The sequence below is a fragment of the Pseudarthrobacter oxydans genome (assembly GCF_030812335.1).
In the GTDB taxonomy this organism is placed as follows: Bacteria; Actinomycetota; Actinomycetes; order Actinomycetales; family Micrococcaceae; genus Arthrobacter; species Arthrobacter oxydans_B.
Genome location: NZ_JAUSSN010000003.1, coordinates 51768 through 77085, shown reverse-complemented (window position 1 = coordinate 77085; position 25318 = coordinate 51768). Strand labels below are relative to the sequence as shown.

The 25318-nt window shown below is 70.3% G+C and carries 25 protein-coding genes; 20 read left to right on the top strand and 5 right to left on the bottom strand.

Annotated elements, in window-relative coordinates; translation table 11 throughout:
• The first annotated feature begins 131 nt into the window (after window positions 1–131).
• From J2W14_RS05630 to J2W14_RS05600, 7 genes are all read left to right on the top strand, one after another.
• Window positions 132–1142, top strand: coding sequence for a tetratricopeptide repeat protein (locus J2W14_RS05630; RefSeq protein WP_307459637.1), 1011 nt, complete (start codon window positions 132–134; stop codon window positions 1140–1142).
• A complete protein-coding gene (locus J2W14_RS05625) occupies window positions 1142–2242 on the top strand; it encodes an NADH:flavin oxidoreductase/NADH oxidase (protein WP_307459634.1) in 1101 nt (366 codons plus the stop codon). The genes J2W14_RS05630 and J2W14_RS05625 overlap by 1 nt, the downstream gene beginning before the upstream one ends.
• A gap of 92 nt (window positions 2243–2334) precedes the next feature.
• Window positions 2335–3141, top strand: coding sequence for an ABC transporter ATP-binding protein (locus J2W14_RS05620; protein ID WP_307459629.1), 807 nt, complete (start codon window positions 2335–2337; stop codon window positions 3139–3141).
• A complete protein-coding gene (locus tag J2W14_RS05615; RefSeq protein ID WP_307459626.1) occupies window positions 3123–4694 on the top strand; it encodes a transporter in 1572 nt (523 codons plus the stop codon). Before J2W14_RS05620 ends, J2W14_RS05615 begins: the two co-directional genes overlap by 19 nt.
• A gap of 87 nt (window positions 4695–4781) precedes the next feature.
• Entirely contained in the window at window positions 4782–5564 is a 783-nt protein-coding gene (nagB, locus tag J2W14_RS05610) for a glucosamine-6-phosphate deaminase (RefSeq protein ID WP_307459623.1), read from the top strand.
• Between the two features lie 91 nt (window positions 5565–5655).
• Window positions 5656–5964 carry a DUF3039 domain-containing protein gene (locus J2W14_RS05605; RefSeq protein ID WP_370871216.1) on the top strand — a complete coding sequence of 103 codons (309 nt, stop codon included), beginning with the start codon at window positions 5656–5658 and terminating at the stop codon, window positions 5962–5964.
• A gap of 220 nt (window positions 5965–6184) precedes the next feature.
• Window positions 6185–7963: a DEAD/DEAH box helicase gene (locus tag J2W14_RS05600; protein WP_307459617.1), complete on the top strand. Its 1779-nt coding sequence runs from the start codon at window positions 6185–6187 to the stop codon at window positions 7961–7963.
• A gap of 108 nt (window positions 7964–8071) precedes the next feature.
• Here the strand turns inward: J2W14_RS05600 and J2W14_RS05595 are convergent, their stop codons facing one another.
• The 3 genes from J2W14_RS05595 to J2W14_RS05585 form a co-directional block, all read right to left on the bottom strand.
• The gene (locus J2W14_RS05595; protein ID WP_307459615.1) at window positions 8072–8422 is read right to left on the bottom strand and encodes a hypothetical protein; all 351 of its coding nucleotides are present in this window, start codon (window positions 8420–8422) and stop codon (window positions 8072–8074) included.
• A 61-nt stretch (window positions 8423–8483) separates the two neighbouring features.
• Window positions 8484–9194, bottom strand: a complete 711-nt coding sequence (locus J2W14_RS05590; RefSeq protein ID WP_307459612.1) for an isochorismatase family protein — start codon at window positions 9192–9194, stop codon at window positions 8484–8486.
• Window positions 9194–10522 (bottom strand): nicotinate phosphoribosyltransferase, encoded by a 1329-nt coding sequence (locus J2W14_RS05585; RefSeq protein WP_307459609.1) that lies wholly within the window; start codon window positions 10520–10522, stop codon window positions 9194–9196. The genes J2W14_RS05590 and J2W14_RS05585 overlap by 1 nt, the downstream gene beginning before the upstream one ends.
• Window positions 10523–10616: 94 nt before the next feature.
• On the opposite strand from J2W14_RS05585, the gene clpS reads away from it, so the two are divergent.
• From clpS to rdgB, 6 genes are all read left to right on the top strand, one after another.
• Window positions 10617–11000, top strand: a complete 384-nt coding sequence (clpS, locus tag J2W14_RS05580; protein ID WP_307459606.1) for an ATP-dependent Clp protease adapter ClpS — start codon at window positions 10617–10619, stop codon at window positions 10998–11000.
• The gene (locus J2W14_RS05575) at window positions 10993–11559 is read left to right on the top strand and encodes a DUF2017 domain-containing protein (protein ID WP_307459605.1); all 567 of its coding nucleotides are present in this window, start codon (window positions 10993–10995) and stop codon (window positions 11557–11559) included. The genes clpS and J2W14_RS05575 overlap by 8 nt, the downstream gene beginning before the upstream one ends.
• Window positions 11560–11688: 129 nt before the next feature.
• The gene (gene murI / locus J2W14_RS05570; RefSeq protein ID WP_370871199.1) at window positions 11689–12717 is read left to right on the top strand and encodes a glutamate racemase; all 1029 of its coding nucleotides are present in this window, start codon (window positions 11689–11691) and stop codon (window positions 12715–12717) included.
• A complete protein-coding gene (locus J2W14_RS05565) occupies window positions 12714–13511 on the top strand; it encodes an MBL fold metallo-hydrolase (RefSeq protein WP_307459598.1) in 798 nt (265 codons plus the stop codon). Before murI ends, J2W14_RS05565 begins: the two co-directional genes overlap by 4 nt.
• A 100-nt stretch (window positions 13512–13611) precedes the next feature.
• On the top strand, window positions 13612–14370 hold the full coding sequence (rph, locus tag J2W14_RS05560; protein WP_307459595.1) for a ribonuclease PH: 759 nt from the start codon (window positions 13612–13614) through the stop codon (window positions 14368–14370).
• On the top strand, window positions 14367–15044 hold the full coding sequence (gene rdgB / locus J2W14_RS05555; protein ID WP_307459593.1) for an RdgB/HAM1 family non-canonical purine NTP pyrophosphatase: 678 nt from the start codon (window positions 14367–14369) through the stop codon (window positions 15042–15044). Before rph ends, rdgB begins: the two co-directional genes overlap by 4 nt.
• A gap of 199 nt (window positions 15045–15243) precedes the next feature.
• Here the strand turns inward: rdgB and J2W14_RS05550 are convergent, their stop codons facing one another.
• A complete protein-coding gene (locus tag J2W14_RS05550; RefSeq protein WP_307460576.1) occupies window positions 15244–16011 on the bottom strand; it encodes a VTT domain-containing protein in 768 nt (255 codons plus the stop codon).
• Window positions 16012–16171: 160 nt separating this feature from the next.
• On the opposite strand from J2W14_RS05550, the gene J2W14_RS05545 reads away from it, so the two are divergent.
• A complete protein-coding gene (locus tag J2W14_RS05545) occupies window positions 16172–17191 on the top strand; it encodes an exonuclease domain-containing protein (protein ID WP_307459590.1) in 1020 nt (339 codons plus the stop codon).
• An 80-nt stretch (window positions 17192–17271) separates the two neighbouring features.
• On the top strand, window positions 17272–17817 hold the full coding sequence (locus J2W14_RS05540; RefSeq protein ID WP_307459588.1) for a DUF4395 domain-containing protein: 546 nt from the start codon (window positions 17272–17274) through the stop codon (window positions 17815–17817).
• Between the two features lie 85 nt (window positions 17818–17902).
• On the opposite strand, the gene J2W14_RS05535 is transcribed toward J2W14_RS05540, so the two are convergent.
• Complete coding sequence (locus J2W14_RS05535; RefSeq protein ID WP_307459586.1) at window positions 17903–19018, bottom strand: ADP-ribosylglycohydrolase family protein; 1116 nt, start codon at window positions 19016–19018, stop codon at window positions 17903–17905.
• Between the two features lie 88 nt (window positions 19019–19106).
• On the opposite strand from J2W14_RS05535, the gene J2W14_RS05530 reads away from it, so the two are divergent.
• From J2W14_RS05530 to J2W14_RS05510, 5 genes are all read left to right on the top strand, one after another.
• A complete protein-coding gene (locus J2W14_RS05530; protein ID WP_307459582.1) occupies window positions 19107–19463 on the top strand; it encodes a YidH family protein in 357 nt (118 codons plus the stop codon).
• Window positions 19460–19816, top strand: coding sequence for a DUF202 domain-containing protein (locus J2W14_RS05525; RefSeq protein WP_307459579.1), 357 nt, complete (start codon window positions 19460–19462; stop codon window positions 19814–19816). The genes J2W14_RS05530 and J2W14_RS05525 overlap by 4 nt, the downstream gene beginning before the upstream one ends.
• Window positions 19817–19888: 72 nt before the next feature.
• The gene (locus J2W14_RS05520) at window positions 19889–20899 is read left to right on the top strand and encodes an MIP/aquaporin family protein (protein WP_307459576.1); all 1011 of its coding nucleotides are present in this window, start codon (window positions 19889–19891) and stop codon (window positions 20897–20899) included.
• Window positions 20900–20972: 73 nt separating this feature from the next.
• Complete coding sequence (locus J2W14_RS05515; RefSeq protein ID WP_307459573.1) at window positions 20973–22151, top strand: exonuclease SbcCD subunit D; 1179 nt, start codon at window positions 20973–20975, stop codon at window positions 22149–22151.
• Window positions 22148–25249, top strand: coding sequence for an AAA family ATPase (locus J2W14_RS05510; protein WP_307459569.1), 3102 nt, complete (start codon window positions 22148–22150; stop codon window positions 25247–25249). The genes J2W14_RS05515 and J2W14_RS05510 overlap by 4 nt, the downstream gene beginning before the upstream one ends.
• Window positions 25250–25318: the final 69 nt, after the last annotated feature.

Genomic DNA, 25318 nt, shown 5'->3' with positions numbered 1-25318 from the left:
CTACAAAGTCACCAGCAGCACCGGCAGAACCAGTGCCAACAGAAAAGACCCGGCCGGCAGGACGGGTCTTTTCTGCTGCCCGCGCTCCTTCCGGTGGCACCGGACCGGGCCGATATGGCTAGAGTGGAACCATGACTTCGCCAGCCTCCCGCCCGGTCCCGCCAGCTGCCGCCAACCCGCTCAACCTGCGCGGTGCGGTCGACCTGTCCTCCCTGAAACAGCGCCCTGCGGCGCCGCCTGCCGCGCCAGGTGCCGCCGGCGCACCGGGGATGCCCGGAGCGCCCGCCGCGGGCAACGGCGACGCGGGGCACCCGCGCCGTCCGCTCCGGGTCGACATCACTGAAGCCAATTTCCAGGAGCTCGTGGAGCTCTCAGCCCAGGTCCCGGTCGTCGTGGCGCTGTGGGCGGCCTACTCGCCCGGCTCCGCCGAGCTGGTCGACGTTCTCGAACGGATTGTGGACAGCTATGCGGGCCGGCTCGTCCTCGGCGCCGCCGACGTCGAAGTGTTCCCGCAGCTGGCCCAGGCCTTCCAGGTGCAGGCCGTTCCCACCGCCGTGGCCCTGGTCAACGGACAGCCGATTCCGCTTTTCCAGGGCGGCGCCGAGGAACCGCAGGTCCGGAGCCTGCTGGACGAACTGCTGAAGGTCGCCGCCGCCAACGGCGTGGCCGGACAGGTCGGCACGGGCGAACCCGGCGCTGCCGAGGCTGAGGCTTCGCCGCTGCCGCCCCTGCACCAGAAGGCGTTCGACGCCATCGAGGCCGGGGACTACGCTGCGGCCGCCGACGCCTACCGCCAGGCCCTGCTCGAAATGCCCGCCGATGCCGAGGCCAAGGCCGGGCTCGCGCAGGTGGAGCTGATGGGCCGGCTCCAGCCGCTCGCCGCCGCGGACTCCGAGGCGCTGCGCCAGCAGGCCGCCACCGAACCGGACAACCTGGAGGCCCAGCTCAGCGTGGCCGACCTGGACATCGCCGGCGGACACGTGGAGGACGGCCTCGGCCGGATCGTCGCGTTCATCGGCAGGAACTTCGGCCCGGAGCGGGAAACGGCACGGGTCCGGCTGCTTGAACTGTTCGACGTCGTCGGCACCGGCGATGACCGGGTGGCGAAGGCGCGCCAGAACCTCGCCCGGGTGCTCTTCTAGTGGGCTCCGCCCTCTTCACGCCGCTGGAACTGCGCTCCCTGCACCTGCAGCACCGCGGCTGGGTGTCCCCGATGTGCCAGTACAGCTGCGAGCCGGAAACCGGGGAAGGCGTGCCCAACGACTGGCATCTGATGCATCTGGGTTCCTTCGCCACGGGCGGGGCCGCCCTGATCCTCACCGAGGCCGCCGCCGTGAACGCCGCCGGACGGATCAGCCCCAGGGACGCCGGGTTCTACAACGACGATCAGGCGGCAGCATGGGAACGGATCACCTCCTTCGTGCACCGTCACGGCACGGCGGAGACCAAAATCGGCACCCAGCTGGCGCACGCCGGCCGGAAGGCCTCCTCCTACTGGCCCTTCTCCGGCAAACAGGGCACGGTGCCCGCCGCCGACGGCGGCTGGGCCACCGTTGGTCCCGGCGCGGGAGCCTTTGACGGCTACGAGGCCCCCTCGGCAATGACGGAGGGGCAGATCGAGGGCGTCATCGCCGACTTCGCGGCCGCAGCGGTCCGGGCCGTGGGAGCCGGCTTCGACACGATCGAAATCCACGGCGCCCATGGCTACCTCCTGCACCAGTTCCAGAGCCCGCTCGTCAACGACCGCACGGACCGCTGGGGCGGTGACGAAACCGGCCGGAACCGGCTGACCCTCGCCGTGGTCGACGCCGTCCGCAACGTCATTCCCGACGCCATGCCGCTGCTGCTCCGGATCTCGGCCTCCGACTGGGCCGAGGGCGGCATCGACGTCGAAGCCTCGGTACGGATGGCCAGGGCGGCCGCGGACCACGGCGTGGACCTCGTGGACGTTTCCAGCGGCGGCGCCGTCGCCTACCAGAAGATCCCGGTGGGACCGGGCTACCAGACCGGCTTCGCCGCCCGGATCCGGCGTGAAACCGGGATCAAGACCGGCACCGTCGGGCTGCTGACCTCGGCCGGCCAGGCGGAGCACGCCGTCGCCACCGGCCAGGCTGACGGTGTCTTCATCGCCCGTGCCGCCCTCCGGGATCCGCACTGGTGGCTGCGGGCCGCGTTCGAACTGGGCCAGGACGTGGCGTGGCCGCCGCAATACGAACGCGCCATTCCCCGCCACTCCTTCTAACGGCACGGCGGTCCAACGGCACGGCGGTCCGCCGGTGGGGGTACGCCTTGAGGACGATCCCTTCCGCGCACCCGGGCGGTTAGTCTAACGACATGACTTTCGAGCAACCGCAGCCGCCTGCCCCCGAAAACCAGGCCGGCCAGGCTGTTCCCGCCCTGTCACTGCGCGGGCTCGCCAAGCGCTTCGGCGACAAGATCGCCGTCGACGGCATCAGCCTGGACGTCCCGGCGGGTTCCTTCTACGGGATCGTCGGCCCGAACGGCGCCGGCAAGACCACCACGCTGTCGATGGCCACCGGCCTGCTGCGGCCCGAGTTCGGCACGGCATTCGTGCACGGCGTGGATGTCTGGAAGCGCCCCCTGGAGGCCAAGAAGCTGATGGGCATCCTCCCGGACGGCGTCCGGCTCTTCGACCGGCTGACCGGCGAGCAACTGGTCAGCTACGCCGGCCTGCTGCGCGGCATGGACAAGGACGTGGTGGCCACACGCGTCAGGGAACTGCTCGCCGCCCTGGACCTGGGCGCGGATGCCGGAACGCTCGTGGTGGACTACTCCGCCGGCATGACCAAGAAAATCGCCCTCGCCTCGGCGCTGATCCACGCGCCCCGGCTGCTGGTCCTGGACGAACCGTTCGAGTCCGTGGACCCCGTATCGGCCGCCAACATCCGCGACATCCTGGACCGTTACGTGGCCTCCGGCGGCACCGTCATTGTCTCCAGCCACGTCATGGACCTCGTCCAGCGGATGTGCGACCACGTCGCCGTCGTCGCCGCCGGGCGGGTCCTCGCCGCCGGGACGGTGGACGCCGTCCGCGCGGGGGCGACCCTCGAAGACCGCTTCGTCCAGCTGGTCGGCGGCCGCAACCACACGGAGGGGCTGGAATGGTTGCGCACCTTCTAAGGCTCAAGCTGACCCTGCTGCGCAACAGCGCCCGGCGCAGCCCGTGGCAGCTCGTGGGCCTTGGCATCGGCACGCTGTACGCGCTCGGGCTCGTGGCGCTCGGCATCACGGGGCTGCTGTTCCTGCGCGGGGCGGACGCCGGCGTGGCGCAGACCGTCGTCGTGCTGGGCGGTGCCGCGGCGCTGCTGGGCTGGGCCGTCGTCCCGGTCGCTGCCTCCGCCGCCGACCTGACCCTGGACCCGGCACGGTTCACCACCTTCGCCGTGCCGATGCCGCAGCTGCTGACCGGGCTGGCCCTCGGCGGGCTGATCGGCATCCCGGGCACGGCGACCGCACTGGTGGCGCTGGGCACTGTCGGGACCTGGTCCCGGAGCCTTCCCGGTGCGGCGGGCGCCCTGGTCGGGGCGGCCCTCGGGGTGCTGAGCTGCATTGTGCTGTCCAAAGTGGTCACCACCGCCACCGCGGGGCTGGCGACTTCCCGCCGGTTCAAGGATGCCAGCGCCATGGTTTTCCTGATTCCGCTGGTCCTGATGGGGCCGATCGTGGCGGGTGTCGCAGGGGGGATTGCGGGCTCCGGGGACTTCCTGACCGGACTGGCCCGGACGCTGTCCTGGACCCCGGCCGGTGCCGCGTGGTCCCTCGGCGGCGAACTGGCCGCGGGGAGCTACGGCGCCGCGGCCATCAAATTCCTGATCGCGCTTGCCACTCTGGCCGGGCTCGGGCAGTGCTGGAAGTTCCTGCTGCAGCGGGCGCTCGTGACGCCGCCCTACGCCGGCTCGTCCAAGAAAAGAGCCGGCGGGCTGGGCTTCTTCGGGCTGTTCCCCGCCACGCCGGCGGGCGCGGTCGCGGCGCGGTCGTTGAGCTACTGGCTCCGGGACCCCCGCTACTCGGGCGCCCTCGTCGTCGTGCCGCTGCTGCCGGTGCTGTTCCTGTTCCAGGCCGCCCAGACCGGATCCTACACAATGCTCCTCTTCATCGGTCCGCTGACCGCCTTCCTGCTTGCCTGGTCCATCTCAACAGATGTCTCCTATGACAACACCGCCTTCGCGCTGCATCTTTCCACGGGAGTCAGCGGGGTCCACGACCGGCTGGGCCGTGCCGTGGCATGCCTGGTCTTTGCCCTGCCGGCGGTGCTGGCGCTCAGTGTCCTGCCGTTCCTGTTCGGCGCGGACTGGCAGCTCCTGCCCGGTGTGCTCGGGCTGTCCCTCGGGCTGCTGTTCAGCGGGATGGGCCTGTCCTCGGTGGTGTCCGCGCGCTACACCGTCGCCGTGCCGCTTCCCGGGGACAGCCCCTTCAAGAAACCGCCGGGCAATGTGGCGCAGACCATGGCGGTGCAGTTCGGCGGCATGGGTGTCCTGCTCCTGCTGGTGCTCCCCGAAACGGCGCTGCTGGTGGCACAGTTCATCACCGGCAGCGCTGTCCCGGGCTGGATCAACCTGGTCCTCGGCCCGGTCCTGGGACTCGCCTTGTTCGCCGCCGGGGTCCGGCTGGGCGGGAAATGGCTCGACGCGCGGGGGCCGGAACTGCTGGCCCAGCTGACCGTCAACCGCTGATCCGCGCGCGGTGGCCGGGACTGGGATACCCTGCCCCTAGGGCACATCCGGCAACGGGAACGGCAAGGCAAGGGCAAAGGCAGAGCCATGGAAGTCGTCATTCTCTCCGGCAGCAAGCCGATCGCCGCCCTCGCGGCGGACGCGATCGAGGCGCTGCTCCGGCGCAGGCCCGACGCCGTCCTGGGCCTGGCGACCGGTTCATCCCCGCTGCCGGTCTACAACGAACTGGCACTGCGGCACGACCGGGACGGCCTGGACTTCAGCCAGGTGCGCGGCTTCGCCCTCGACGAGTACGTGGGGCTGCCGCCCGGGCACCCGGAGTCCTACCGTGAGGTGATCCGGCGTGAATTCACCGAGCGCGTGAACATCGACCCGGCGAACGTCCTGGGGCCGGACGGCTCGGCCGCGGACATCCCGGCCGCCTGCCGGTCCTTCGAGGACGCCCTGCGCGCGTCCGGGGGAGTAGACCTGCAGCTGCTGGGTGTCGGCACCGACGGCCACATCGGGTTCAACGAGCCCGGTTCCTCCCTTGCCTCGCGGACCCGGATCAAGACCCTGATCGAGCAGACACGGCGGGACAATGCCCGGTTCTTCGGGAGCCTGTCCAAGGTTCCGCACCACGTCGTCACGCAGGGGCTGGGAACCATCCTGGAGGCCCGGCATGTGATCCTTATCGCCACCGGCGCGCAGAAGGCCCAGACGGTCCGTGACCTCGTGGAGGGACCGGTCGCCGCCATCTGTCCGGCTTCCGTGCTGCAACTGCATCCGCACGCCACAGTCCTGCTCGACGAGGCGGCGGCGTCGTCGCTGCGGCTCGCCGACTACTACCGGCACAGCTACGAGAACAAGCCGGCGTGGCAGGGCCTGTAGCTCACCTTTTTTCGCGGTGACGCCGCCATGCCGCCGCCCGACCGTCGCACCTTCGTCCGATCCAGCCGCTAAGATGGGTCTCATGAACAGCATGACCGATCCTCTCGAAAACGACCCGATGCGCGAGCTCTCCGGAGCCGGGACGTCGACGGCCACAATCGAGCGCGAGGAACTGCGCCAGGAAGTGGAACCCGGTGACCGGGAACGCTTCTCGCACTATGTCCGCAAGGAAAGGATCATGGAATCCGCGCTGTCTGGCGAGCCCGTGATCGCCCTGTGCGGCAAGGTCTGGACTCCGGGCCGCGATCCGAAGAAGTTCCCCGTCTGCCCGGAATGCAAAGAGGTCTATGAGGGCCTCCGGCCGGGCGGCGACGGCGGCAAGGGCTCCGGCGACAAGTAACGCGGCCGCACAAAGCGGCGATGCCAGGGCCTTGCGGGTCACCGCGCCCTGGCCCTCAGGCGTGCCGCGGTGCGCCGGGGACCCCTGTTCTCCCGGTGAATGATGCCCGGCCCATGCTGGCCGGTGATTGCTTACGGTTCATCCGAAAAGATTGGTGTTTTTTGTGCTTACTTGGGTTTCTCCGGCAGCGGCAGCAGTGCGCGGAATGGAGGGCACCTAAGTGACAGAGACACTTTTTGGCGGACCCGTGCTTCCCCCCGCGTATCCCGAGCGGGCAGCCTGGGGCACCGCGCCCAAGCTCCGTGCCTGGCAGCAGGAGGCCCTGGACAGCTACTTCACCACCCATCCCAGGGACTTCCTTGCGGTCGCCACGCCCGGCGCCGGTAAAACCACCTTTGCGCTCCGGGTGGCCTCCATGCTGATTGAGGCGAACGTCGTCAACCGCGTCACTATCGTGGCTCCCACGGACCACCTGAAGCGGCAGTGGGCAGATGCCGCCGCCAAGGTGGGCATCGCCATCGATCCGAACTTCAAGAACGCCGACGGCCAGCACGGCCGCGGCTTCATCGGCGTCGCGGTCACCTACGCGCAGGTGGCGAGCAAGCCGATGCTGCACCGGGCCAAGACCGAGGCAGCCCGCACCCTGGTCATCCTCGACGAAATCCACCACGGCGGCGAGGCCCTGTCGTGGGGTGACGGCCTCCGCGAAGCGTTCGAGCCGGCGGCGCGCCGGCTCTCGCTGACGGGCACCCCGTTCCGTTCCGATACCTCGCCGATCCCGTTCGTGGAATACGCCGAGGACCGGGACGGGATCCGGCGCTCCAAGGCGGACTACACGTACGGTTACGGCAAGGCCCTCCGGGACCACGTGGTCCGTCCGGTCATGTTCATGGCCTACTCCGGGCAGATGCGCTGGCGCACCAGCGGCGGCGAGGAGATGGCGGCCTCGCTCGGGGAGTCTGCGGTGACCAAGGACGTCACCTCCCAGGCCTGGCGGACCGCGCTGAATCCCGCGGGCGAATGGATCCCGGCGGTGCTGGCCGGGGCGGACAAGCGCCTCAGCGAGGTGCGCCGGACCGTTCCCGACGCCGGCGGGCTGGTCATCGCGACCGATCATGACGACGCGCGTGCCTACGCCGGGCAGCTGAAGAGGATCACGGGCGAATCGCCCACGGTGATTCTCTCCGACGACGTCAAGGCCTCCAGCAAGATCGAGGAGTTCACCGCCAGCGAGAAGCGCTGGATGGTGGCCGTGCGCATGGTTTCCGAAGGCGTGGACGTGCCGCGGCTCTCCGTCGGCGTGTACGCGACGTCCATCGCCACGCCGCTGTTCTTCGCCCAGGCCGTGGGGCGTTTCGTGCGCGCCCGGAAACGCGGGGAGACGGCGTCGGTCTTCCTGCCCTCCGTGCCGCAGCTGATGGCACTGGCGAACTCCATGGAGGCCGAGCGGGACCACGCCCTGGACCGTCCGGAAAAGGAGGACGGCGACGGCCTGTTCAATCCGGAGGACTCGCTGATGGACGAGGCGAACCGCGAGGAGAAAGCCTCCGATTCGCTGACGAAGGGCAAGTTTGAGGCCCTGGATTCGCAGGCCTCCTTTGACCGTGTGCTGTTCGACGGCGGCGAGTTCGGTACCGGCGGCGAGGTGGGCTCGGAGGACGAGCTGGACTTCCTCGGGATCCCCGGCCTGCTCGACGCCGATCAGGTCGGTACATTGTTGCGCCAGCGCCAGCACGAGCAGCTCAACCGCAAGAACGCGCGCGCCCCGCAGGCGGCGGCCGCAGTACCGGCCGTGCCGGACCACCGCATGCTGATGGACCTGCGCACCGAACTGGCGAAGAATGTCGCGGCCTGGTCCGCGCGCACGGGCACGCCGCACGGCGTCATCCACACCAAGCTCAGGACGGTCTGCGGCGGCCCGGCGGTGGCCCAGGCCAACGAGGAACAGCTGCAGACGCGGCTGCGGAAGCTTCAGGACTGGTTCATCGGCCGGAAGTAGCGGCGGCACATAAAAGGGACCGGGGTCGGACTGTGCAGTCCGACCCCGGTCCCTCTTGTGCAATTTTTCTGCGACTCCCGCCGCGACTCCCGCCGGCGAAGGGGGCTGCTACTGGCCGCCCGCGCCGCAGAGCTCGCTGAGGGTCTGGCCGGCAGCGGTGTAGCTGGCCTGCATCTCCTCGAGCTTGGCGGTGTCCGGAGTTTCCTTGGCCGACTCGTCCAGGAATTCGATGATGGAGTGCAGCGGAGCCTGGAGTTCCTGGGACGCGCTGGCCTCGATGGGCCGGAGCCGGTTGCCGAGGCGGATCATGCCCGCTTTGTCCTCGGCGGACGTCGGACCCGCGCCGACGGTCTGGACCCGGGCGCAGGTTTCGGCAGTGGTGTCTTGCGGGGCGGCCGAGCAGCCGGCAGCGCCGAGCAGGGCCCCGGCAACGATCAGGACGGTCAGGGTCTTCTTCATGGTGTACTCCGGGGTTCTTACGGGTCAGACGATATTGGCAGGGATTTCGAGTCTACTTCGCTCAGGCGATGTCGACCCCGCCGAGTTCCATCTCCGCGACGGCGTCGTCGAGATCCTCGGCGACCCCGACGGTCAGATCCCGCAGCACGGTCACGGAGTAGCCGGCCTGCACCCCGTCCAGCGCGGTCGCCTTGACGCAATGGTCGGTGGCGATCCCGACGACCACGACGTCCTCGACGTCGTGGCTCTGCAGCCAGTCGTCGAGCCCGATCGTATCCTCGCCAGCGGCGAAGTCGCGGGCGGAGAAATCGCCCGCGGCGAAATCACCGGCGTCGGCCTCGGCGTCGCCGGCCCCGGCCGCGCTGCCGGACGGACTTCCGGCGACCGGCATGGCCCCGGCCTTCCGGTCCCCGGAGGGAACGGCGTCGTCCGGCGCGAGCAGCCCTTCAAAGCCCGAGTAGGCCGCGGTGTACTGGCCCTTGCGGAAGTAGGCCTGGATGTATTCGGTGTCGAGGTCCGGGTGCAGCTCGGCCCCGCGGGTTCCGGCCACGCAGTGCCTCGGCCAGCTGTCGACGAAGTCCGGGTCGTCCGAGAAATGCGCGCCCGGATCGATATGCCAGTCCTGGGTTGCCACGACGTGGTCAAACTGTCCGTGGTGGGCGTCGACGTACTCGCTGATGGCGCCGGCAAGCGCCGCCCCGCCCTCGACGGCCAGGGAGCCGCCTTCGCAGAAATCGTTCTGGACGTCGACGATAATCAGGGCGCGGGACATCAGTTCTCCTCGTAGATGGTGGGGATGGCTGCTTCGCCGCGCTGCAGCCGGTTGACGACAGCGGGAAGCTCTCTCATGGTGTCCGCATGGCGCTGGCGTGCGCGCAGCACACCCTCCGCACCGGTCCAGCCGGGCAGGAGTCCGCCGTTCTTGACGAACTGCTGCAGCAGCGGCCGGTCATTGCCGTCGTCCTCCGGGCGGTGTCCGACGCCGACGATCTCCTGTGTGGCCGTGCCGCGCTCGTTGAGCTTGCGGAGCGCGTACTTGCGCCCTCCCTTGCTGGTCTTGTTCTTGGCGGCCTTGGCAACGGACACAAAGTCGCCGTCGTCGTCCGTCCGGCTGACCAGCTTGTAGACCATGCTGGCCGTCGGGGCGCCGGAGCCGGTGACGAGGGAGGTGCCGACGCCATAGGAGTCCACCGGGGCGGACTGCAGGGCGGCGATGGCGAACTCGTCGAGGTCGGAGGTGACGATGATGCGGGTCCGCTCGTTGCCCAGCTCGTCCAGGAGCTGGCGCACCCACTGCGCCTGCGCCACCAGGTCGCCGGAGTCCAGGCGCACCGCACCCAGCTTGTCACCGGCCAGTTCGACGGCGGTGCGCACCGCGGCCTCGACGTCGTAGGTGTCCACCAGCAGCGCGGTCCCGGCGCCCATCGAGGCGATCTGCGCCTCGAAGGCCTCGCGCTCGGTGTCGTGCAGCAGGGTGAAGGAGTGCGCGGCGGTGCCCACGGTCTTGAGTCCGTAGCGCAGGCCCGCCTCCAGGTTTGAGGTGCTGTCGAAGCCGGCGATGATGGCCGCGCGGGCGGCGGAGACGGCGGATTCCTCCTGGGTGCGGCGCGAGCCCATCTCCACGCAGGGGCGGCTCCCGGCGGCGGTGATCATGCGCGAGGCCGCCGAGGCGATGGCGCTGTCGTGGTTGAGGATCGAGAGGATGTAGGTCTCGAGGATGCAGGCTTCGGCGAAGGTGGATTCGACGATCAGGATGGGGGAGTTCGGGAAGTACGCTTCGCCCTCCGCGTAGCCCCAGATGTCGCCGGAGAAGGAGAATCCGGCCAGATAGTCCAGGGTCTCCTCGTTCACCACCTTGGTGCGGCGGAGGAAATCGATTTCGGTGTCGCCGAAGCGGAAGTCCGCAATGCCCTCCAGCAGCCGGCCCGTGCCGCCCACAATGCCGTAGCGGCGCCCGTCCGGCAGGCGCCGGGCGAAGGCCTCGAACACTGACTTGCGGTGGGCGGCACCGGAATGCAATGCGGCCTGCAGCATGGTCAGCTCGTAATGGTCGGTGTACAGGGACGTGCGGGGACGGTCCCAGCCAGCTGATGAACTCACGAATTCACTCTAGTCCCCACCGGCTCCCACGTCTCGCTTCGCTTCGCCGCGGGGCCCTCGCCGGCGTGGGCCCACATCCCCATAGAATGGACAGATGACCCTCAGCGTTGCGCTCGGCCCTGACACCCAGGAGAGCACCCAGACCGGAACAGTGACGTCGACAGATGTCCTGTCCGCCCCGGACATCCCTTGGAACCTCGTGATCTGGAACGATCCGGTGAACCTGATGAGCTATGTGAGCTACGTGTTCCGCAGCTACTTCGGCTATTCCGAGGCCAAGGCGAACAAGCTCATGCTCGAAGTCCACAAGAAGGGCCGCTCCATCGTCGCGCACGGCAGCAAGGAGCAGGTGGAGCAGCACGCGGTCGCGATGCACGGCTACGGCCTCTGGGCCACGGTGGAAAAGGCCACCGGCGGCGGCTCCGGCGGCGCCGGATCAGGCGGAGGATCAGGCAAGGGCAAAGGAAAACGTGGCTAAGGCATTCAAATACGGCGTCAAGGGCATCACCGGCTACCTGGAACCGGCCGAACGGGAACTGCTGCGCAGCCTCTTCGGCGACGTTGTCTCCATGCTCGAGCCGGAGGAACGCGCCAACCAGGACCCCCTCGCCGCGCTCGTCGGACTCGACGCCGAGGCCCGCGAACCCTCGGACCGTGCCCTGCGCCGGCTGCTCCCGAACGTCTCGAAGAACGACGACGCCGCCTCGCTGGAGTTCCGCCGGTACACCGAACGGTCGCTGCGCGAAAGCAAGATCGGCGCGCTGAAGGCCGCGTCCCTCGGACTGGACAAGGACGAGCTGGTCCTGACCCCGGCCGACGCGCGGCACTGGTCCATGGCGCTCAACGATGTCCGGCTGGTGCTGGCCGAACGCCTCGACATCCGCGACGACGAGGATGCCGGGCACGTGCACCTGATGCAGGACTGGTCCCAGGCCGAGGACGTCGAAAGCTACCTGGCCCTGGTCTACAACTTCACCACCTGGCTGCAGGAATCCCTGGTCCAGGCGATGCTGCAGTCGCTGGAGACGGGCGGCTGAGCTGCGGCTGGGTGACGGCTGGGTGACGGCGGGCAGCGCAGCGTGCCGCGGCGTGTGACACATTCGACATGAGTCGGACGACACAATGAGATGGCCGCACCCCCGGCTAAGCCCTATCCTCGAATAATCATGACTTCAGCATCGAGCATGGATCCGGCAGCGGGAGCTGTTGCGGACTCCCCAGCGAGCAACAGCGCCAGCAGCCAGACCGCCAGCCGGATGGGGTCGCGTCCCATCGGTGTGTTCGATTCCGGCGTCGGCGGACTCACCGTGGCCCGGTCCATCATCGACCAGCTGCCCAACGAATCCATCCTCTACGTCGGCGATACGGCCAACGGCCCCTACGGTCCGCTCCCCATCGCCGAGGTCCGGGCCAATGCCCTGGGCGTGATGGATGAACTGGTGGACTCCGGCGTGAAGCTGCTGACCATCGCCTGCAACTCCGCCTCCGCCGCCGTGCTGCGCGACGCCCGGGAACGCTACACCGCCCGCTACGGGATCCCCGTCATCGAAGTGATCCAGCCGGCCGTGCGCCGCGCCGTCGCCGCCACCCGCACCGGCCGGGTCGGGGTGATCGGCACCTCGGCCACCGTCGGCTCCCGCGCCTACGAGGACACCTTCGCCGCCGCCCCGGACCTGCACATCACCTCCGCGGCCTGCCCCGCCTTCGTGCCCTACGTCGAGGCCGGCATCACCACCGGGCCGGAGCTGCTCGCCGTCGCCCGCGAATACCTCGAGCCGCTCCGGGCCGCCGGGGTGGACACCGTGGTGCTGGGCTGCACGCACTATCCGCTGCTCACCGGCGTCATCTCCTATGTGATGGGGGAGGACGTCACGCTCGTCTCCAGCGCCGAGGAGACGGCCAAGGACGTCTACCGGGCGCTGGCCTCCCGCGGGCTGGAACGGACCGACGCCTCGGCCCCGTCCCACAACTTCATCGCCACGGGGGACGCCGCACAGTTCGAGCACCTCGCCCGTCGCTTCCTCGGACCCGAGGTGCTCAGCGTCCGCCACGTGGACCACGTCGCGGCCCAGTACCCCACGGGCAGCCTGGCCCGGATCACGCCGGAAATGATCGCCGCCGCGCAGGCCGGCGCGGGCCGCCCCCGGATCTCCAACTTTGTGGGCGGATCCGCGGGCGGGGGAACACTGCTGTGAAGCTGACCATCGTGGGCTGTACCGGATCCTTTCCGGGGCCCGGCTCGCCGGCGTCGTGCTACCTGCTGACCGCCAGCGACGGCGAGCGGAACTGGAAAATCGTCCTGGACCTCGGCAGCGGCGCGCTCGGTGCCATCCAGCGGTACACGGACCTTGAGGACATTGACGGGATCTTCCTCACCCACCTGCATCCGGACCACTGCATGGACCTGTGCGGGCTCCACGTCGCGGTGCGCTGGAAGCCCGGCGGCTGGGCGCGGGGCAGGATCCCGGTCTGGGGGCCCGCCGCCACCGCCGACCGGATGGCCACCGCCTACGGTCTGGAACTGGACCCGGGCATGCATGAGGAATTCGACTTCAGCAACTGGTCCGAGCGCAAGCCCGTGACGATGGGCCCGTTCACGGTCACCCCGTACGCCGTCAACCACCCGGTGGAGGAGGCGTACGCGCTCCGCGTGGAGGTCACCGAGCCGGACAAGGACGGCAACCCAGTCACCCGGGTGCTGAGTTATTCGGGCGACACCGACTCCTGCGTCGGGCTGGAGGACGCGGCCCGCGACGCCGACCTGTTCCTCTGCGAGGCGGCGTTCGAGGAAGGCCGCGACGACGGCATCAAGGACGTGCACCTGACCGGCAAGCGGGCCGGGGAGGCCGCCGTCGCCGCCGGCGCCCGGCGGCTGCTGCTGACCCACATCCCGGTCTGGACGTCCCCGACCACCGTCATGGCCGAGGCCAAAGGCGTCTTCGGCCAGCACGTGGCCGTGGCCGTGGCAGGCGTGCACTACACGATTTGAGCCCGTCCGTCTTTGGTCCGGACAGGTACGGACAGCTCCGGTCGGCACGGAAGGACCGGGCGTGCTCTTTTGGCACGGTAAGGGTCGATAAGCTGGTGGCATGACTTCCGAAGCCCTGACTGCCCCCATCATCCGCGCCGATGGCCGTACCCCCGATCAGCTCCGTCCGATCAGCATCACCCGCGGCTGGTCCAAGCAGGCCGAGGGATCGGCCCTGATCGAGTTCGGCAACACCCGGGTGCTGTGCACCGCATCCCTCACCGAGGGCGTCCCGCGCTGGCTCAAGGGCGAGGGCCGCGGCTGGGTCACGGCCGAATACGCCATGCTGCCGCGCGCCACCAACACCCGCTCCGACCGCGAGTCCGTCAAGGGCAAAATCGGCGGCCGCACCCACGAGATCTCGCGGCTGATCGGCCGCTCGCTGCGTTCCATCATCGACACCAAGGCCCTCGGTGAAATCACCATCGTGCTGGACTGCGATGTCCTGCAGGCCGACGGCGGAACCCGTACCGCCGCCATCACGGGCGCCTACGTGGCGCTGGCCGACGCCATCCGCTTCGCCCGCGAGAACAAGATGATCGCCCGCAACGCCCAGCCCCTGGTCGACACGATCGCCGCCGTCTCCGTGGGCATCATCGACGGCGTCCCGATGCTGGACCTGCCGTACGTGGAGGACGTCCGGGCCGAGACCGACATGAATGTCGTCGTCACCGGTTCCGGCAAGTTCGTTGAAGTCCAGGGCACCGCCGAGGGCGCCCCCTTCGACCGCGACGAGCTCAACAAACTGCTGGACCTCGCGCTGATGGGCACCGAGCAGCTCGCCGCGATCCAGCGCGACACCCTGGCGGAAGCCCCGTGACAGCCGGCGCTGCGGGGCAAGAAGCAGCCGAGCGCGCCGCCACGCCGGTGCTGGTTCTCGCCACGCACAACCAGGGCAAGCTCCGGGAACTTCGTGAACTGTTGCGCGGGCAGGTGCCCGGCCTCGACGTCGACACCCAGGTGGTCGATGCGGGTGCGGTAGGCGCCCCCGACGTCGCCGAGACCGGTGTGACCTTCGCCGAGAATTCACTGCTCAAGGCGCGCGCGGTGGCGCAGGCGACCGGGCTCGTGGCGATCGCCGACGATTCCGGCCTCGCCGTCGACGTACTCGGCGGGGCGCCCGGCATCTTCTCGGCCCGCTGGGCGGGCCGCCACGGGGACGATGCCGCCAACCTGAGGCTGCTGCTGGACCAGCTTGCCGACGTGCCCGACGAGTACCGCGGCGCCGCGTTTGTCTGCGCCGCGGCGCTGGCGGTGCCCGGTTCCGGCCCGGACGAGGGCCGGGAAGTTGTGGAGTACGGGCAGCTCGAGGGGACGCTGCTGCGCGAACCGCGCGGCGCCGGGGGCTTCGGCTACGACCCCGTGCTGCAGCCCAGCGGCCTGGACCGCAGCTGCGCGGAACTGAGTCCGGCGGAGAAGAACGCCATCAGCCACCGCGGGCACGCATTCCGGGCGCTGCTCCCGGCGATTGTGGAGGCGCTGTCCGGGAGGTAGCAGCTGCCGCCGTCCGGGGCGCCTTTGGGCACGATTCCGGCCCTTTGGCCCGGCGTCCGCGGCGTGTCCGTGTCGAAGTGCCCCCGGACCGCAGCCGCCGTCTTGTCCGACAACGGACAGTTAAGCCAGGAAGGCGCCCCACATCGTGGGGCGCCTTCCTTTTAGCTTGTTAGCCGGGCCAGCTCGACCGGTGCCGGAGTTACGGGGTCTTGCGTTCCTCTTCGGGCTCGTGCTCCTCGATGAACTCCTCAACGACGTCCGTGCCGTACTTGTCGGCCTGGCGCTTGGCGATGAAGCCGCGGGCGACCTCGATGCCAATCGGGATCACGGAGACCAGGACGATCACGATGAAGATGATGTCCAGGTTTTCGCGGACCCAGGGGAAGGTGTCGCCCAGCAGGTAGCCCAGCAGGGTGACGCCCCCGCCCCACAGCAGCGCGCCGATGACGTTGTAGAAGAAGAACTTGCGCTTGTCCATCTGCGCGACACCCACGATCACCGGGACGAAGGTCCGGATGATCGGCACGAAACGGGCCAGGATCAGGGCCTTGCCGCCGTGCTTCTCGAAGAAGGCGTGGGCGCTTTCGACGTTTTCCCGCTTGAAGAGCCGGGAGTTGGGCTTGTTGAAGATGGCCGGGCCGGCTTTGGATCCGATCAGGTAGCCGATCTGGTTCCCGATGATGGCTGCGATGATGATCAGTCCGACAAAAGCCCAGATGTTGAACTTGATGGTCCCGGTGGCCACGAGCAGTCCGGCCGTGAACAGCATCGAGTCGCCCGGCAGGAAGAAGCCGATCAGCAGGCCGGTCTCAGCGAAGATGATGCCGCAGACCAGCAGCACCACCCAGGGCGCGAGGGCCGGGTCGGCCAGGAAGACCTGGGGGTTCAGCCAGTCGGGCAGGAATGAGGCCAGCTGCGGCTGGACCGGACCTGCGCCGCCGATCGTGGACACGGCGAAGTCGCTCAAAGCTAAAAGGTTCACCTGTCAAGGGTACTGGACGGCCGCCGTCGGGCGCTCCCGGAGGTCGGGCGCAGGGTGGGTAGTCGACGCCGCACGGATGGTGCCGCGGGCACGGCACGGGCGCGGCCGTGCGGGGCGGGCCGGAATCCGGCGGTAATGTTGGAGCGTGGGTTTGGACTTTACAGCGATCGACTTTGAGACCGCGAACGGCTTCCGCGGTTCACCGTGCGCTGTTGGCCTGAGCAAAGTGCGCGGCGGCGTGGTGGTCGAGGAGGCCTCCTGGCTGATGCGGCCGCCGGAAAACCACGACCGCTTCGACCACCACAACGTCCGGATCCACGGCATCAGGCCTGAACAGGTGGCCGGGCTGCCGCGCTTCGGTGAGCTCTTCCCGGAGATCGGCGCGTTCATCGGCGGCGACGTGCTCGCCGCCCACAATGCCGCCTTCGACCTCGGTGTGATCCGCTCCGGCCTGGAGGTCTCCGGACTGGCCGGCCCGGCGTATGACTACGTCTGCACGGTGATGCTCTCCCGCCGCTGCTACTCCCTGGTGTCCAATTCCCTGCCCTACGCGGCCGAGGAGGCCGGAGTTCCGCTGGTCAACCACCACGACGCCGCCGAGGACGCGCGCGCCTGCGCCGGGATCCTGATCGACATTGCCGCGCGCAACGGTGCCGGCAGCATCGCGGAGCTGTTCCTGTCCCTGGGACTGACGGTGTCCCGCCAGCCGGCGTTCGACCCGCTGCGCGACCCGCTCTCCAGGGCCAGCCAGTCGGCCCTGGACGCCCTCGCCGGGGGACCGGCCGCGGCGGCTCCGGTCCGGGCCTACCAGCCCGGCTGGCCGGAAGAGGGCGCCAACCCGCTGCCGAACGCCTTCGCGGAGACCGGCCACCCGCTGTTCGGCCAGACCGTGGTGTTCACCGGCGAACTCGCCATCCCCCGTCCCGAGGCGAAGATCCGATCCGCCGAGCTCGGCGCCAGGCCGGAGAGCCGGGTGACGGCCCGCACCACCGTCCTGGTGGTGGGGGACGGCTTCGTGGCCGCCGACCTGCGCTCCGGCCGCCTCACCGGCAAGGCCCGGCGCGTGCTGGAGCTCCACGAACGGGGCCAGCGGATTGAGGTCCTCTCCGAGGGCGAATTCCTGCAGATGGTGGGCGGCCACGTCGCCTCCGCGGCGATCGCCTGACCCTGCCGGTCGAGGGCGCCCGCGGTCATACTGCGCAACAATCATTCCGCCCGGGGCGGTCCTGCTCCTAGCCTTGGACGATGAGCAAACTGACCGCGGCACCTCCCGCGCCCCAGGCGCCCGCGCCTGCCCGGGGCGGAATCAGCTGGCGGAGGGTCTTCGCGTTTCCGAACCCGGTCAATGAGTACGCGGCCCGCATCACCGCCGGGCTTGTGGTGCTGCTGTCCGTGCTGACGCTGCTGACCGGCTTCGGCTGGGGACTGGCCGTCATCGCCGCGGGGTTCTGGCTGCGCGTCCTGTTCGGCCCGCGGATCTCACCGCTGGCCCAGCTGTCCGTGAAGGTTCTGACGCCGCGGCTGGGCAAAACCCGGCTGGTCCCGGGCCCGCCGAAGCGCTTCGCCCAGGGCATCGGCGCCGCCGTGTCCACCGCGGCGGCCCTGCTGCTGGCCGTGGGGCTGGCGCCGGCCGCCTGGATCCTGCTCACTGTCCTGATTGTCGCCGCGTCGCTGGAAGCGTTCGCGGGCTTCTGCCTCGGCTGCGCCATCTTCGGCTTCCTGCAGCGCCGCGGCCTGATCCCCGAAGACGTGTGCGAGGCCTGCAACAACATTTCGCTCCGCCGCCCCTGAGGGCCGGGGCCACCCGGCCCCGTGCACCAGCTCGCACCGGTACCGGCAGGCGCCGTATACCCGCGGGCGCCGGGTCACTTCCCGGTCAGGCTCCGGTGACCGCTGCCAGCTGCGACGCCATGCCCCGGATGACCTCCGGGGCCTCCAGCGCTTCGAGCCACTGCGCCGGAAGGCAGTCCTCCCCGTAGAACGTTCCGAGGATGTTGCCGGCAATCGAGCCGGCGGAGTCGCTGTCGCCGCTGTGGTTCACCGCGACGGCGATGGCCGCGCGGAAGTGGGCCTCCGGGTGCCCGGCAGCCGCCGCCGGACCCGGCGCGGTGGCCAGGACCGCGTACAGCGCGACGGCGAGTGCCTCCTCCGCCACCCACCCTTCGCCGAGCTCGCGGACCAGGTCCTCGGGCTCCAGCACCACGCCGGCGGCGCCAAGCCGGAGGGCGGCCTCCAGCCGGGCGACAACATCGGGGTCGGGTTCCTCACCCTTGCGCAGGTGGCCTGCGTCCAGCTGTCCGAGGGCGTAGTCCGCTGCCTCGTGCAGGCCCTGCCCGGCGGTCAGGGCATGGATGACGAGGCTGAAGATCCCGGCGCTCTGCCGGGCCGCGGGGTGCCCGTGGGTGAGCGAGGCCGCGTCGGCGCTGAGTTTGTAGATGGCATCGGCGGCGATGTAGGGGATCAAGCCAAACGGGGCGGAGCGCATCACGGTGCCGCATCCCTTGGAGTCCGGGTTGACCGGCCGGAAGAACGTTCCCATCTCCCCGGTGGCCAGCCCGCTGAGGCAGGCGTTGCCCGGGGCGCGCCGGTGCTTGAGGACGCCGTGGGAATCGATCCAGCGGGGCGGCTGGAACGGCGCGGCCTCCGGGACCGGTACATCCTGGGTGGCGAGCCAGCGCAGGTATGCGAGCCACAGGCAAGCGTTCGTGTCCGCGGCCACGCCCGAGTTTGCCCACTCCAGCGCCTCCAGCAGCCCGTCCACGGTGTAGAGCGTGAGCTGCGTGTCGTCCGAAAAGTGGCTGCCGCCGTCGAGCGCGGAAAAGTCCTGCAGCCCGTCCGGGCCGAACCTCCCGCGGATGGCGGAGATGTCGTCGAATTCGACGGCGTACCCGAGCGAATCACCCAGCGCGCCGCCCAGCAGGCATCCGTGGATCCGGGAGGCGTGCGACGGTGTCGGTGATGGTCCGGGGGTAGTGACGGGCTCGGTGCTCATGACTTAGAATTTTACCCCCGGCCCCTGATAGGAGCCGGCCATCAGCGTACGGCGCCGCAAAAGTCAACACCGGGACAGCAGGGGACGAATGCGCGAACCAGCGTGGCGGAAGACCGGATCCACCCCTGACTACCGGTTCTCGCTGGCCAACGAAACGACGTTCCTGGCCTGGATCAGGACCTCCCTGGCGCTGATCGTGGGGGCCCTGGCCATCGACCAGCTGTTCCCGGACATCGCCCCGGCCCCGCTGCGGATCTCCATGTGCGTGGCGCTGGCGATCATCGGCGCCGTCCTGGCCGTTGTTGCCTACCGCCGCTGGGCGCAGATGGAAGAGGCCATGCGCAACAACCGCGAGCTGCCGTTTTCCGGCGTGATGCTCGTGATGACGGTAGGGGTCGCGGCCGCGGCGTTCATCCTGGCCGTGCTGCTCCTGGTGGCGCGGTGAGTGCCGGGGCCGTCCGCGACCCCGGGCTGCAGCCGGAGCGGACCTCCCTGTCCTGGAGCAGGACGCTGCTGGCGCTCTTTGCGGCCGACGTGCTGATTTGGCGCAGCTGGGCGGTCGCGGCAACCTCTCCCGCCTCCGCCGCCTGGGCAGGGGCGGGAACCACGGACTATCTGGGGGTCTGTGCCCTGACGGCCGTGGTGGCCACCGTGGTGCTGTGCCTCTGTGTCCTGGCCCGGGCACGGCAGCTCCGCCACTCCTCCTACGCCCCGCCGCGCTCGCTCATGCGCTGGGCCGCCGCCGGGGTGGTCGTGCTGGGCGGCACTGCGGTCGCCGCGATTGCGCTGGGACGCTGAGCCCCGGTCCAGCCAACGTCCAGACTCCGCTGGCAGACTGCTCGCTGACTCCAAGCAAAGGAACCCCCGCACATGATCACGCCTGCGTCAGCCCCCGCGTCACCCGACCGGCCGGCCGCCACCTCCGACCCGGCCCGTCCCGGGCTTTTGGGCCGGCTGTCCGCCGAGGCCTTTGGGACCTTCTTCGTGGTGGTCGCCGGCCTGGGCGTTCCGCTGTTCACGATTCCGCAGTCGAACGCGCTCTCCGCCTCGCTGGCTGCGGGGCTGGCGCTGACGGCCGCGATGCTGGCGTTCGGGTACCTCTCCGGCGGGCATTTCAATCCCGTGGTGACGGCCGGAACCGCCATTGCGGGCCGCCTCCGGCCCGCTGACGCCGCGGCGTACGTGGGCGCGCAGCTGGTGGGTGCGCTGCTCGCCGGGGTGACACTCTTCGCGATCCTGAGCACCGTCCCCAACATCGCCGACACCAGGACCGCCTTTGACACGGTGACCGCCGGGTTCGGCGAGAATTCGATCATCCAGGTGCCGCTGGCCGGTGTGCTGCTCATCGAGGTGCTCGGCGCCGCCCTGCTGGTGGCCGTCTACCTGGGCACCACTTCGGCCCGGAACCCGTCGCGGCTCGCGGCACCGTTCGCCGTCGGCCTGACCATGGCGGTGCTCCTGCAGTTCGGCCAGGCGGCCGGCAACACACCCTTCAACCCGGCCCGCGCCACCGCGTCGGCGCTCTTCAGCAGTCCCGACTCGCTCGGGCAGCTGTGGCTCTTCTGGGTTGCCCCGCTGGTGGGCGCGGCCCTGGCCGGACTGGTGTTCCGCGGCTTCGGCCTGCTGGCGCCGGCCGCGGTTCCGGCGCCGGATTCGGCGGGCACACCGGGCACACCGGGCACGGCTGATGCGGTGGACGAGGACGGGGCCCTCCTGGCCGAGTCCGGCGTGGACGAGTCCGAAGCCGTGGCCGCGGCACCGGCGGGCACGACAGCCACGGCAGCACCCGCAGGCCGCACGGCCGGCGACCGCACGGCCGGGGAGGCCCGCAATGCCGGCGAGGACGAGGCCCGAGACTTCTTCGACAAGCGCGGCGACTAGCCCGCACCCCGCGCCGGTTGCTGTCCCGGTGCGGTGGCGCAATCCTGTCGGTGCCAGCCGATACCGTAGGAGCATGCGGTTATTGCACACATCGGACTGGCACCTGGGCCGGTCGTTCCACGGCGTCGGGATGCTCGATGCCCAGCGCGCGTTCATCGACCAGCTCGTCACCTTCGTCCGGGACGAGGCAATCGACGTCGTCCTGATCGCCGGCGACGTCTACGACCGCGCCCTGCCCGGAGTCGACGTCGTCCGCCTGCTCGACGACGCCCTCGTGGGTCTGACCGGCGCCGGCGCCAAGGTGGTGCTGACCAGCGGCAACCACGACTCGGCCATCCGGCTCGGCTTCGCCTCCCGGCTGCTGGAGCGCGGGGGAGTGCACCTGCGCACCCGGCTTACCGAGCTGGACCAGCCCGTGCTGTTCCCGCTCGACGCTGCTGATCCGGACGCCGGAGCGGTACTCGCCGTCTACGGCATTCCCTGGCTGGAACCGCGGCTCGTGGCCGAACAGCTCGGTGTCGACACCGCCAGCCACTTCGAGGTGACCCGGGCCGCCACCGCCCGGATCCGCGCCGACCTTGCGGCCCGGGCCGGAACCCGGACCGTCCATTCCGTGGTGCTCGCGCACACCTTCGCCAGCGGCGGCATCAGTTCCGACAGCGAGCGGGACCTCAGCATCGGCGGCGTCGGCGCCGTCCCGCTGGACCTCTTCGACGGCTTCGGCTACACGGCACTGGGCCACCTGCACGGCCGGCAGGCACTCTCTCCCGCCGTCCGCTACTCCGGTTCGCCGCTCGCGTACTCCTTCTCCGAAGCGAAGCACAAAAAAGGCAGCTGGCTCGTGGACGTCGATGCGGCCGGCGTCGGAGAGGTCCGCGAGGTGCTGTGGGAGGCGCCCCGGACGCTGGCCGTGCTGCGCGGCAAACTGGAGGAACTGCTCGCGGCCGAGGACCATGCCTGGGCCGAATCCGCGTACTGCCAGATCACCCTGACCGACGCCCAGCGCCCGGCGCAGGCGATGGAACGGCTGCGCTCGCGGTTCCCCGACACCCTGGTGCTGGGGTTCGACCCGGAAGGTGCCGGCGCCGCCGCCAAAACCAGCTACAGCAGCAGGCTTGCCGAGGCCGAGGACGACCTGTCCGTCTGCTGCGGTTTCCTGGAACACGTCCGCGGCCGGGCCGCCGACGACGGTGAGGCGGCGGTCCTCGCCGAAGCCCTGGAATCCGTGCGCCTGGAAGGAATTTCGCTGTGAGGATCCACCGTCTCGAGATTTCCGCTTTCGGACCCTTCGCCGCCACCGAACACATCGATTTTGACCGGCTGAGCGCCCACGGGCTGTTCCTGCTGAACGGTCCCACGGGGGCCGGCAAGACCAGCGTCCTGGATGCCATCTGCTTCGCGCTCTACGGTTCCGTGCCCGGGGCGCGGCAGGACGGCAAGCGGCTGCGCAGCGACCACGCCGAGGCCGCGGCCGAGCCCCGCGTCACCTGCGAGTTCTCCGCCCGCGGGCGGCACTTCGAAGTCTCCCGTTCCCCCGCCTGGGACAAGCCGAGTGCCCGGGGCCGGAACGGGTTTACCGTCCAACAGGCCAACACCCTGCTCCGCGAACGCGTCGACGGCGAATGGATAGAAAAGTCCGGACGCAACGACGAAGCCGGCGCCGAGATCACCGACGTCCTGGGCATGAACCGGGACCAGTTCACCCGCGTGGTGATGCTCCCGCAGGGCGACTTCGCCGCCTTCCTGCGCTCCAAGGCCGCCGACCGCCTCGAACTGCTGCAGAGCCTCTTCGGCACCCAGCGTTTCGAGGCCGTGGAACAGGAACTCGGCCGGAAGGCCCAGGCCGCCCGCACCGAGGTCGCCAGCCTCAATAATCAGCTCGAGCTCCTGCTAGCCCAGGCGGAATCCGAAACTGCCACGCTGGAGCTCGATACGGCCGCAGCCCCGGACCGGACCGACCCGGATGCCTTCCTCTCCTGGCTCCAGGTGCAGGCCGGCACCGCCGCGGAGCAGCGCCGCGCCGCCGCGCTGGAGGCCGAGGTGCTGCGGGCCGGCCGCCTGTCGGCCCGGGACGCCGAGACAGCGCGTGCCGCCCGCCAGGCCAAGCTGGCCGCGGCGGAACGCCGTCGCGCCGAGGCTGAGGCCGCCGCCCCCGCAGCAGCCGCAAAGAGCGGACAGTTGAGGCTGCACCGCCAGGCCGAAGTCCTCAGCGGCCAGCTGCACGCGGTGGATAGCGCCGGCGCGGCCGAGGCCCTGGCTGCCGCTGCCATGGCCGCCGCCGCGGAGGACCTGCGCACCGCGGCCCTCACCGACCCCGAACTCGCCGCGCTGCGGAACGGCGCCGCCCTGGGCGGCACCGCGGATCCGGAGCCGGACAGCCCCGGCAAGACCACCTTCGACGGCTCCACTTTCGACGGGGACGCTCTGCGGTCCGCGCTGCGCGGGTTGCGTTCACTGCGCGCGGTGCTGGACGAGCGGCTGCCCGACGAGGCCAGGCTCGCCGGACTAAGGAGCCGCACCGCCCAGCTGCGCCTCAGCCTGGCGCAGCTGGAAGAGGGACGGACCTCCGGGGCTGCGGCCCTGGCCGCCCTGCGCGGGGAGTCCGACGCCCTGGCCGCCGGGTTGCGTCCGCTCGAAGAACTCGCCGCCGAAGTGCAGCTGCGGACGAAAGAGGCCGCCGCCGCGGAGGAACTGGTGGTCCTGGTCCGGCGCTACGCCGCGGCCGGGAAGAACTGCGGAGCCGTCGCCGAACGCCACGGCCGCGCCCGGGAGGCGTACCAGGACCGCCGCCAGCGGTGGCTCGATCTCCGCGAGGAACGGCTGGCCAACGCTGCCGCGGAACTCGCGTCCCAGCTGGAGCCCGGCGTCCCGTGTGCAGTCTGCGGCAGCCCCGAACACCCGGCACCTGCCCCGGCCGCGGCCTCCGCCCTGACCGTGGCCGAGGCCGAGGAAACCGCGCAGCAGGCTTGCGAGGTGGCGGAAGCCGCGCTGGTGGCGCTCGACCGCGAACTCTCCGAGGCCCGGCAGGCCGTCGCCGTGCTGGCGGCCCAGGGAGGCGACACCGAGCCCGAGGACGCCACCTTGGAGGCCAGCCTGGCAAAGGAACGTGCCGCCGAGGCGCGCCGCGCGGCGGCGGAGCTGGCCGCCAGCCGCGCACGGCACACGGAACTGGAGGAGGAGATCGCCGCCGCCGAACAGGACCAGGCAGCCGCGGCGGCAGGCATCGCCCAGACCGAATCCACCCTCACGGAAGTCCGGGACCAGGCCGACTCCCTCGAGCAGGCCCTCGACAAACTCCGGGCGGGCCACCCGGTCCTGGCCAGGCGCATCGCAGCGCTGGACGGTACCGCCGCCGTGCTGGAACGCGCCGATGCGGCGCGGACCCGGCTGGAACAGGCCACGGCCCGTTCCGGCGAAGCCCGGCTGCAGCTGGAGCTGGCGCTTCCGGGCACCGGCTTCGAGTCCGCGGACGCGGCCCGGGCCGTGCTGCTCCCGGCCGCGGACGCCGCGGCACTGGAGGCCACCGTCCGCGCCGGCCAGGACGAAGCGGCCCGGATCGAGGAACTCTTCGCCAGCGAGGAGCTTGTGCTGGCCTCCCGCGAGCTGGAAACGGAGGGACCTCTCGTCGAGGGGCTCGTGGACCAGCTCCGCGCAGACGCCGCTGCGGCGGAACGCTCAGCCCGGGACGCGGACCTTGCAGCCGGCCTGGCGGAAAAATCCGTGCGGACCCTGGGGGCCATCGCCGCCAACTACGCGCAGCTTGCAGAGTCCGGGCGGGAACCGCGCGGACGGGCGCAGCTGCTGACCGCCGTCGCCGACGCGGCCCGCGGCACGGGAGACAACAGCTACCGCATGAGCCTGAACAGCTACGTGCTCGCCGCGAGGCTCGAACAGGTGGCAGTGGCGGCCTCGGAACGGCTGATCAGGATGAGCGACGGGCGCTACACCCTGCAGCACACCGACGCCAAGGCGGCCCGCGGCGCGAAGTCCGGCCTCGGCTTGGAGGTGGTGGACGAGTGGACCGGGCAGCGGCGCGACACCGCAACGTTGTCCGGCGGCGAGTCCTTTATGGCCTCGCTCGCGCTGGCCCTCGGACTGGCGGATGTGGTGCAGCAGGAATCAGGTGGTGTGGACATCGAGACGCTGTTCGTCGACGAGGGCTTCGGCAGCCTCGACGAACAGGCACTCGAGCAGGTCATGGACGCCCTGGAGGGGCTCCGGGACGGCGGTCGCGTCGTCGGCCTGGTGAGCCATGTCGGGGAAATGAAACAGCGTATCGGCACCCAGCTCCAAGTGGTCAAGGGACGCAACGGTTCCACCCTGCACATCTCCGACGACGCCCCGGTCTGATCCGCGCGCGCAGGCCCGGCCGCCGGGGCCGCCGGGCCTGCGCAGGCGGGCACGCTTGCGGCTACAATT

Excerpts from the sequence above, each read along its gene's own strand:
- J2W14_RS05595 (WP_307459615.1), bottom strand. The coding sequence starts at position 8,422 with ATGAAGAAGACCCTGACCGTCCTGATCGTTGCCGGGGCCCTGCTCGGC.
- J2W14_RS05605 (WP_370871216.1), top strand. The coding sequence starts at position 5,656 with ATGACCGATCCTCTCGAAAACGACCCGATGCGCGAGCTCTCCGGAGCC.
- J2W14_RS05530 (WP_307459582.1), top strand. The coding sequence starts at position 19,107 with ATGCGCGAACCAGCGTGGCGGAAGACCGGATCCACCCCTGACTACCGG.
- J2W14_RS05540 (WP_307459588.1), top strand. The coding sequence starts at position 17,272 with ATGAGCAAACTGACCGCGGCACCTCCCGCGCCCCAGGCGCCCGCGCCT.
- clpS (WP_307459606.1), top strand. The coding sequence starts at position 10,617 with ATGACCCTCAGCGTTGCGCTCGGCCCTGACACCCAGGAGAGCACCCAG.
- J2W14_RS05520 (WP_307459576.1), top strand. The coding sequence starts at position 19,889 with ATGATCACGCCTGCGTCAGCCCCCGCGTCACCCGACCGGCCGGCCGCC.
- J2W14_RS05630 (WP_307459637.1), top strand. The coding sequence starts at position 132 with ATGACTTCGCCAGCCTCCCGCCCGGTCCCGCCAGCTGCCGCCAACCCG.
- J2W14_RS05620 (WP_307459629.1), top strand. The coding sequence starts at position 2,335 with ATGACTTTCGAGCAACCGCAGCCGCCTGCCCCCGAAAACCAGGCCGGC.
- murI (WP_370871199.1), top strand. The coding sequence starts at position 11,689 with ATGACTTCAGCATCGAGCATGGATCCGGCAGCGGGAGCTGTTGCGGAC.
- rph (WP_307459595.1), top strand. The coding sequence starts at position 13,612 with ATGACTTCCGAAGCCCTGACTGCCCCCATCATCCGCGCCGATGGCCGT.
- nagB (WP_307459623.1), top strand. The coding sequence starts at position 4,782 with ATGGAAGTCGTCATTCTCTCCGGCAGCAAGCCGATCGCCGCCCTCGCG.
- J2W14_RS05590 (WP_307459612.1), bottom strand. The coding sequence starts at position 9,194 with ATGTCCCGCGCCCTGATTATCGTCGACGTCCAGAACGATTTCTGCGAA.
- J2W14_RS05515 (WP_307459573.1), top strand. The coding sequence starts at position 20,973 with ATGCGGTTATTGCACACATCGGACTGGCACCTGGGCCGGTCGTTCCAC.
- J2W14_RS05615 (WP_307459626.1), top strand. The coding sequence starts at position 3,123 with ATGGTTGCGCACCTTCTAAGGCTCAAGCTGACCCTGCTGCGCAACAGC.
- J2W14_RS05535 (WP_307459586.1), bottom strand. The coding sequence starts at position 19,018 with ATGAGCACCGAGCCCGTCACTACCCCCGGACCATCACCGACACCGTCG.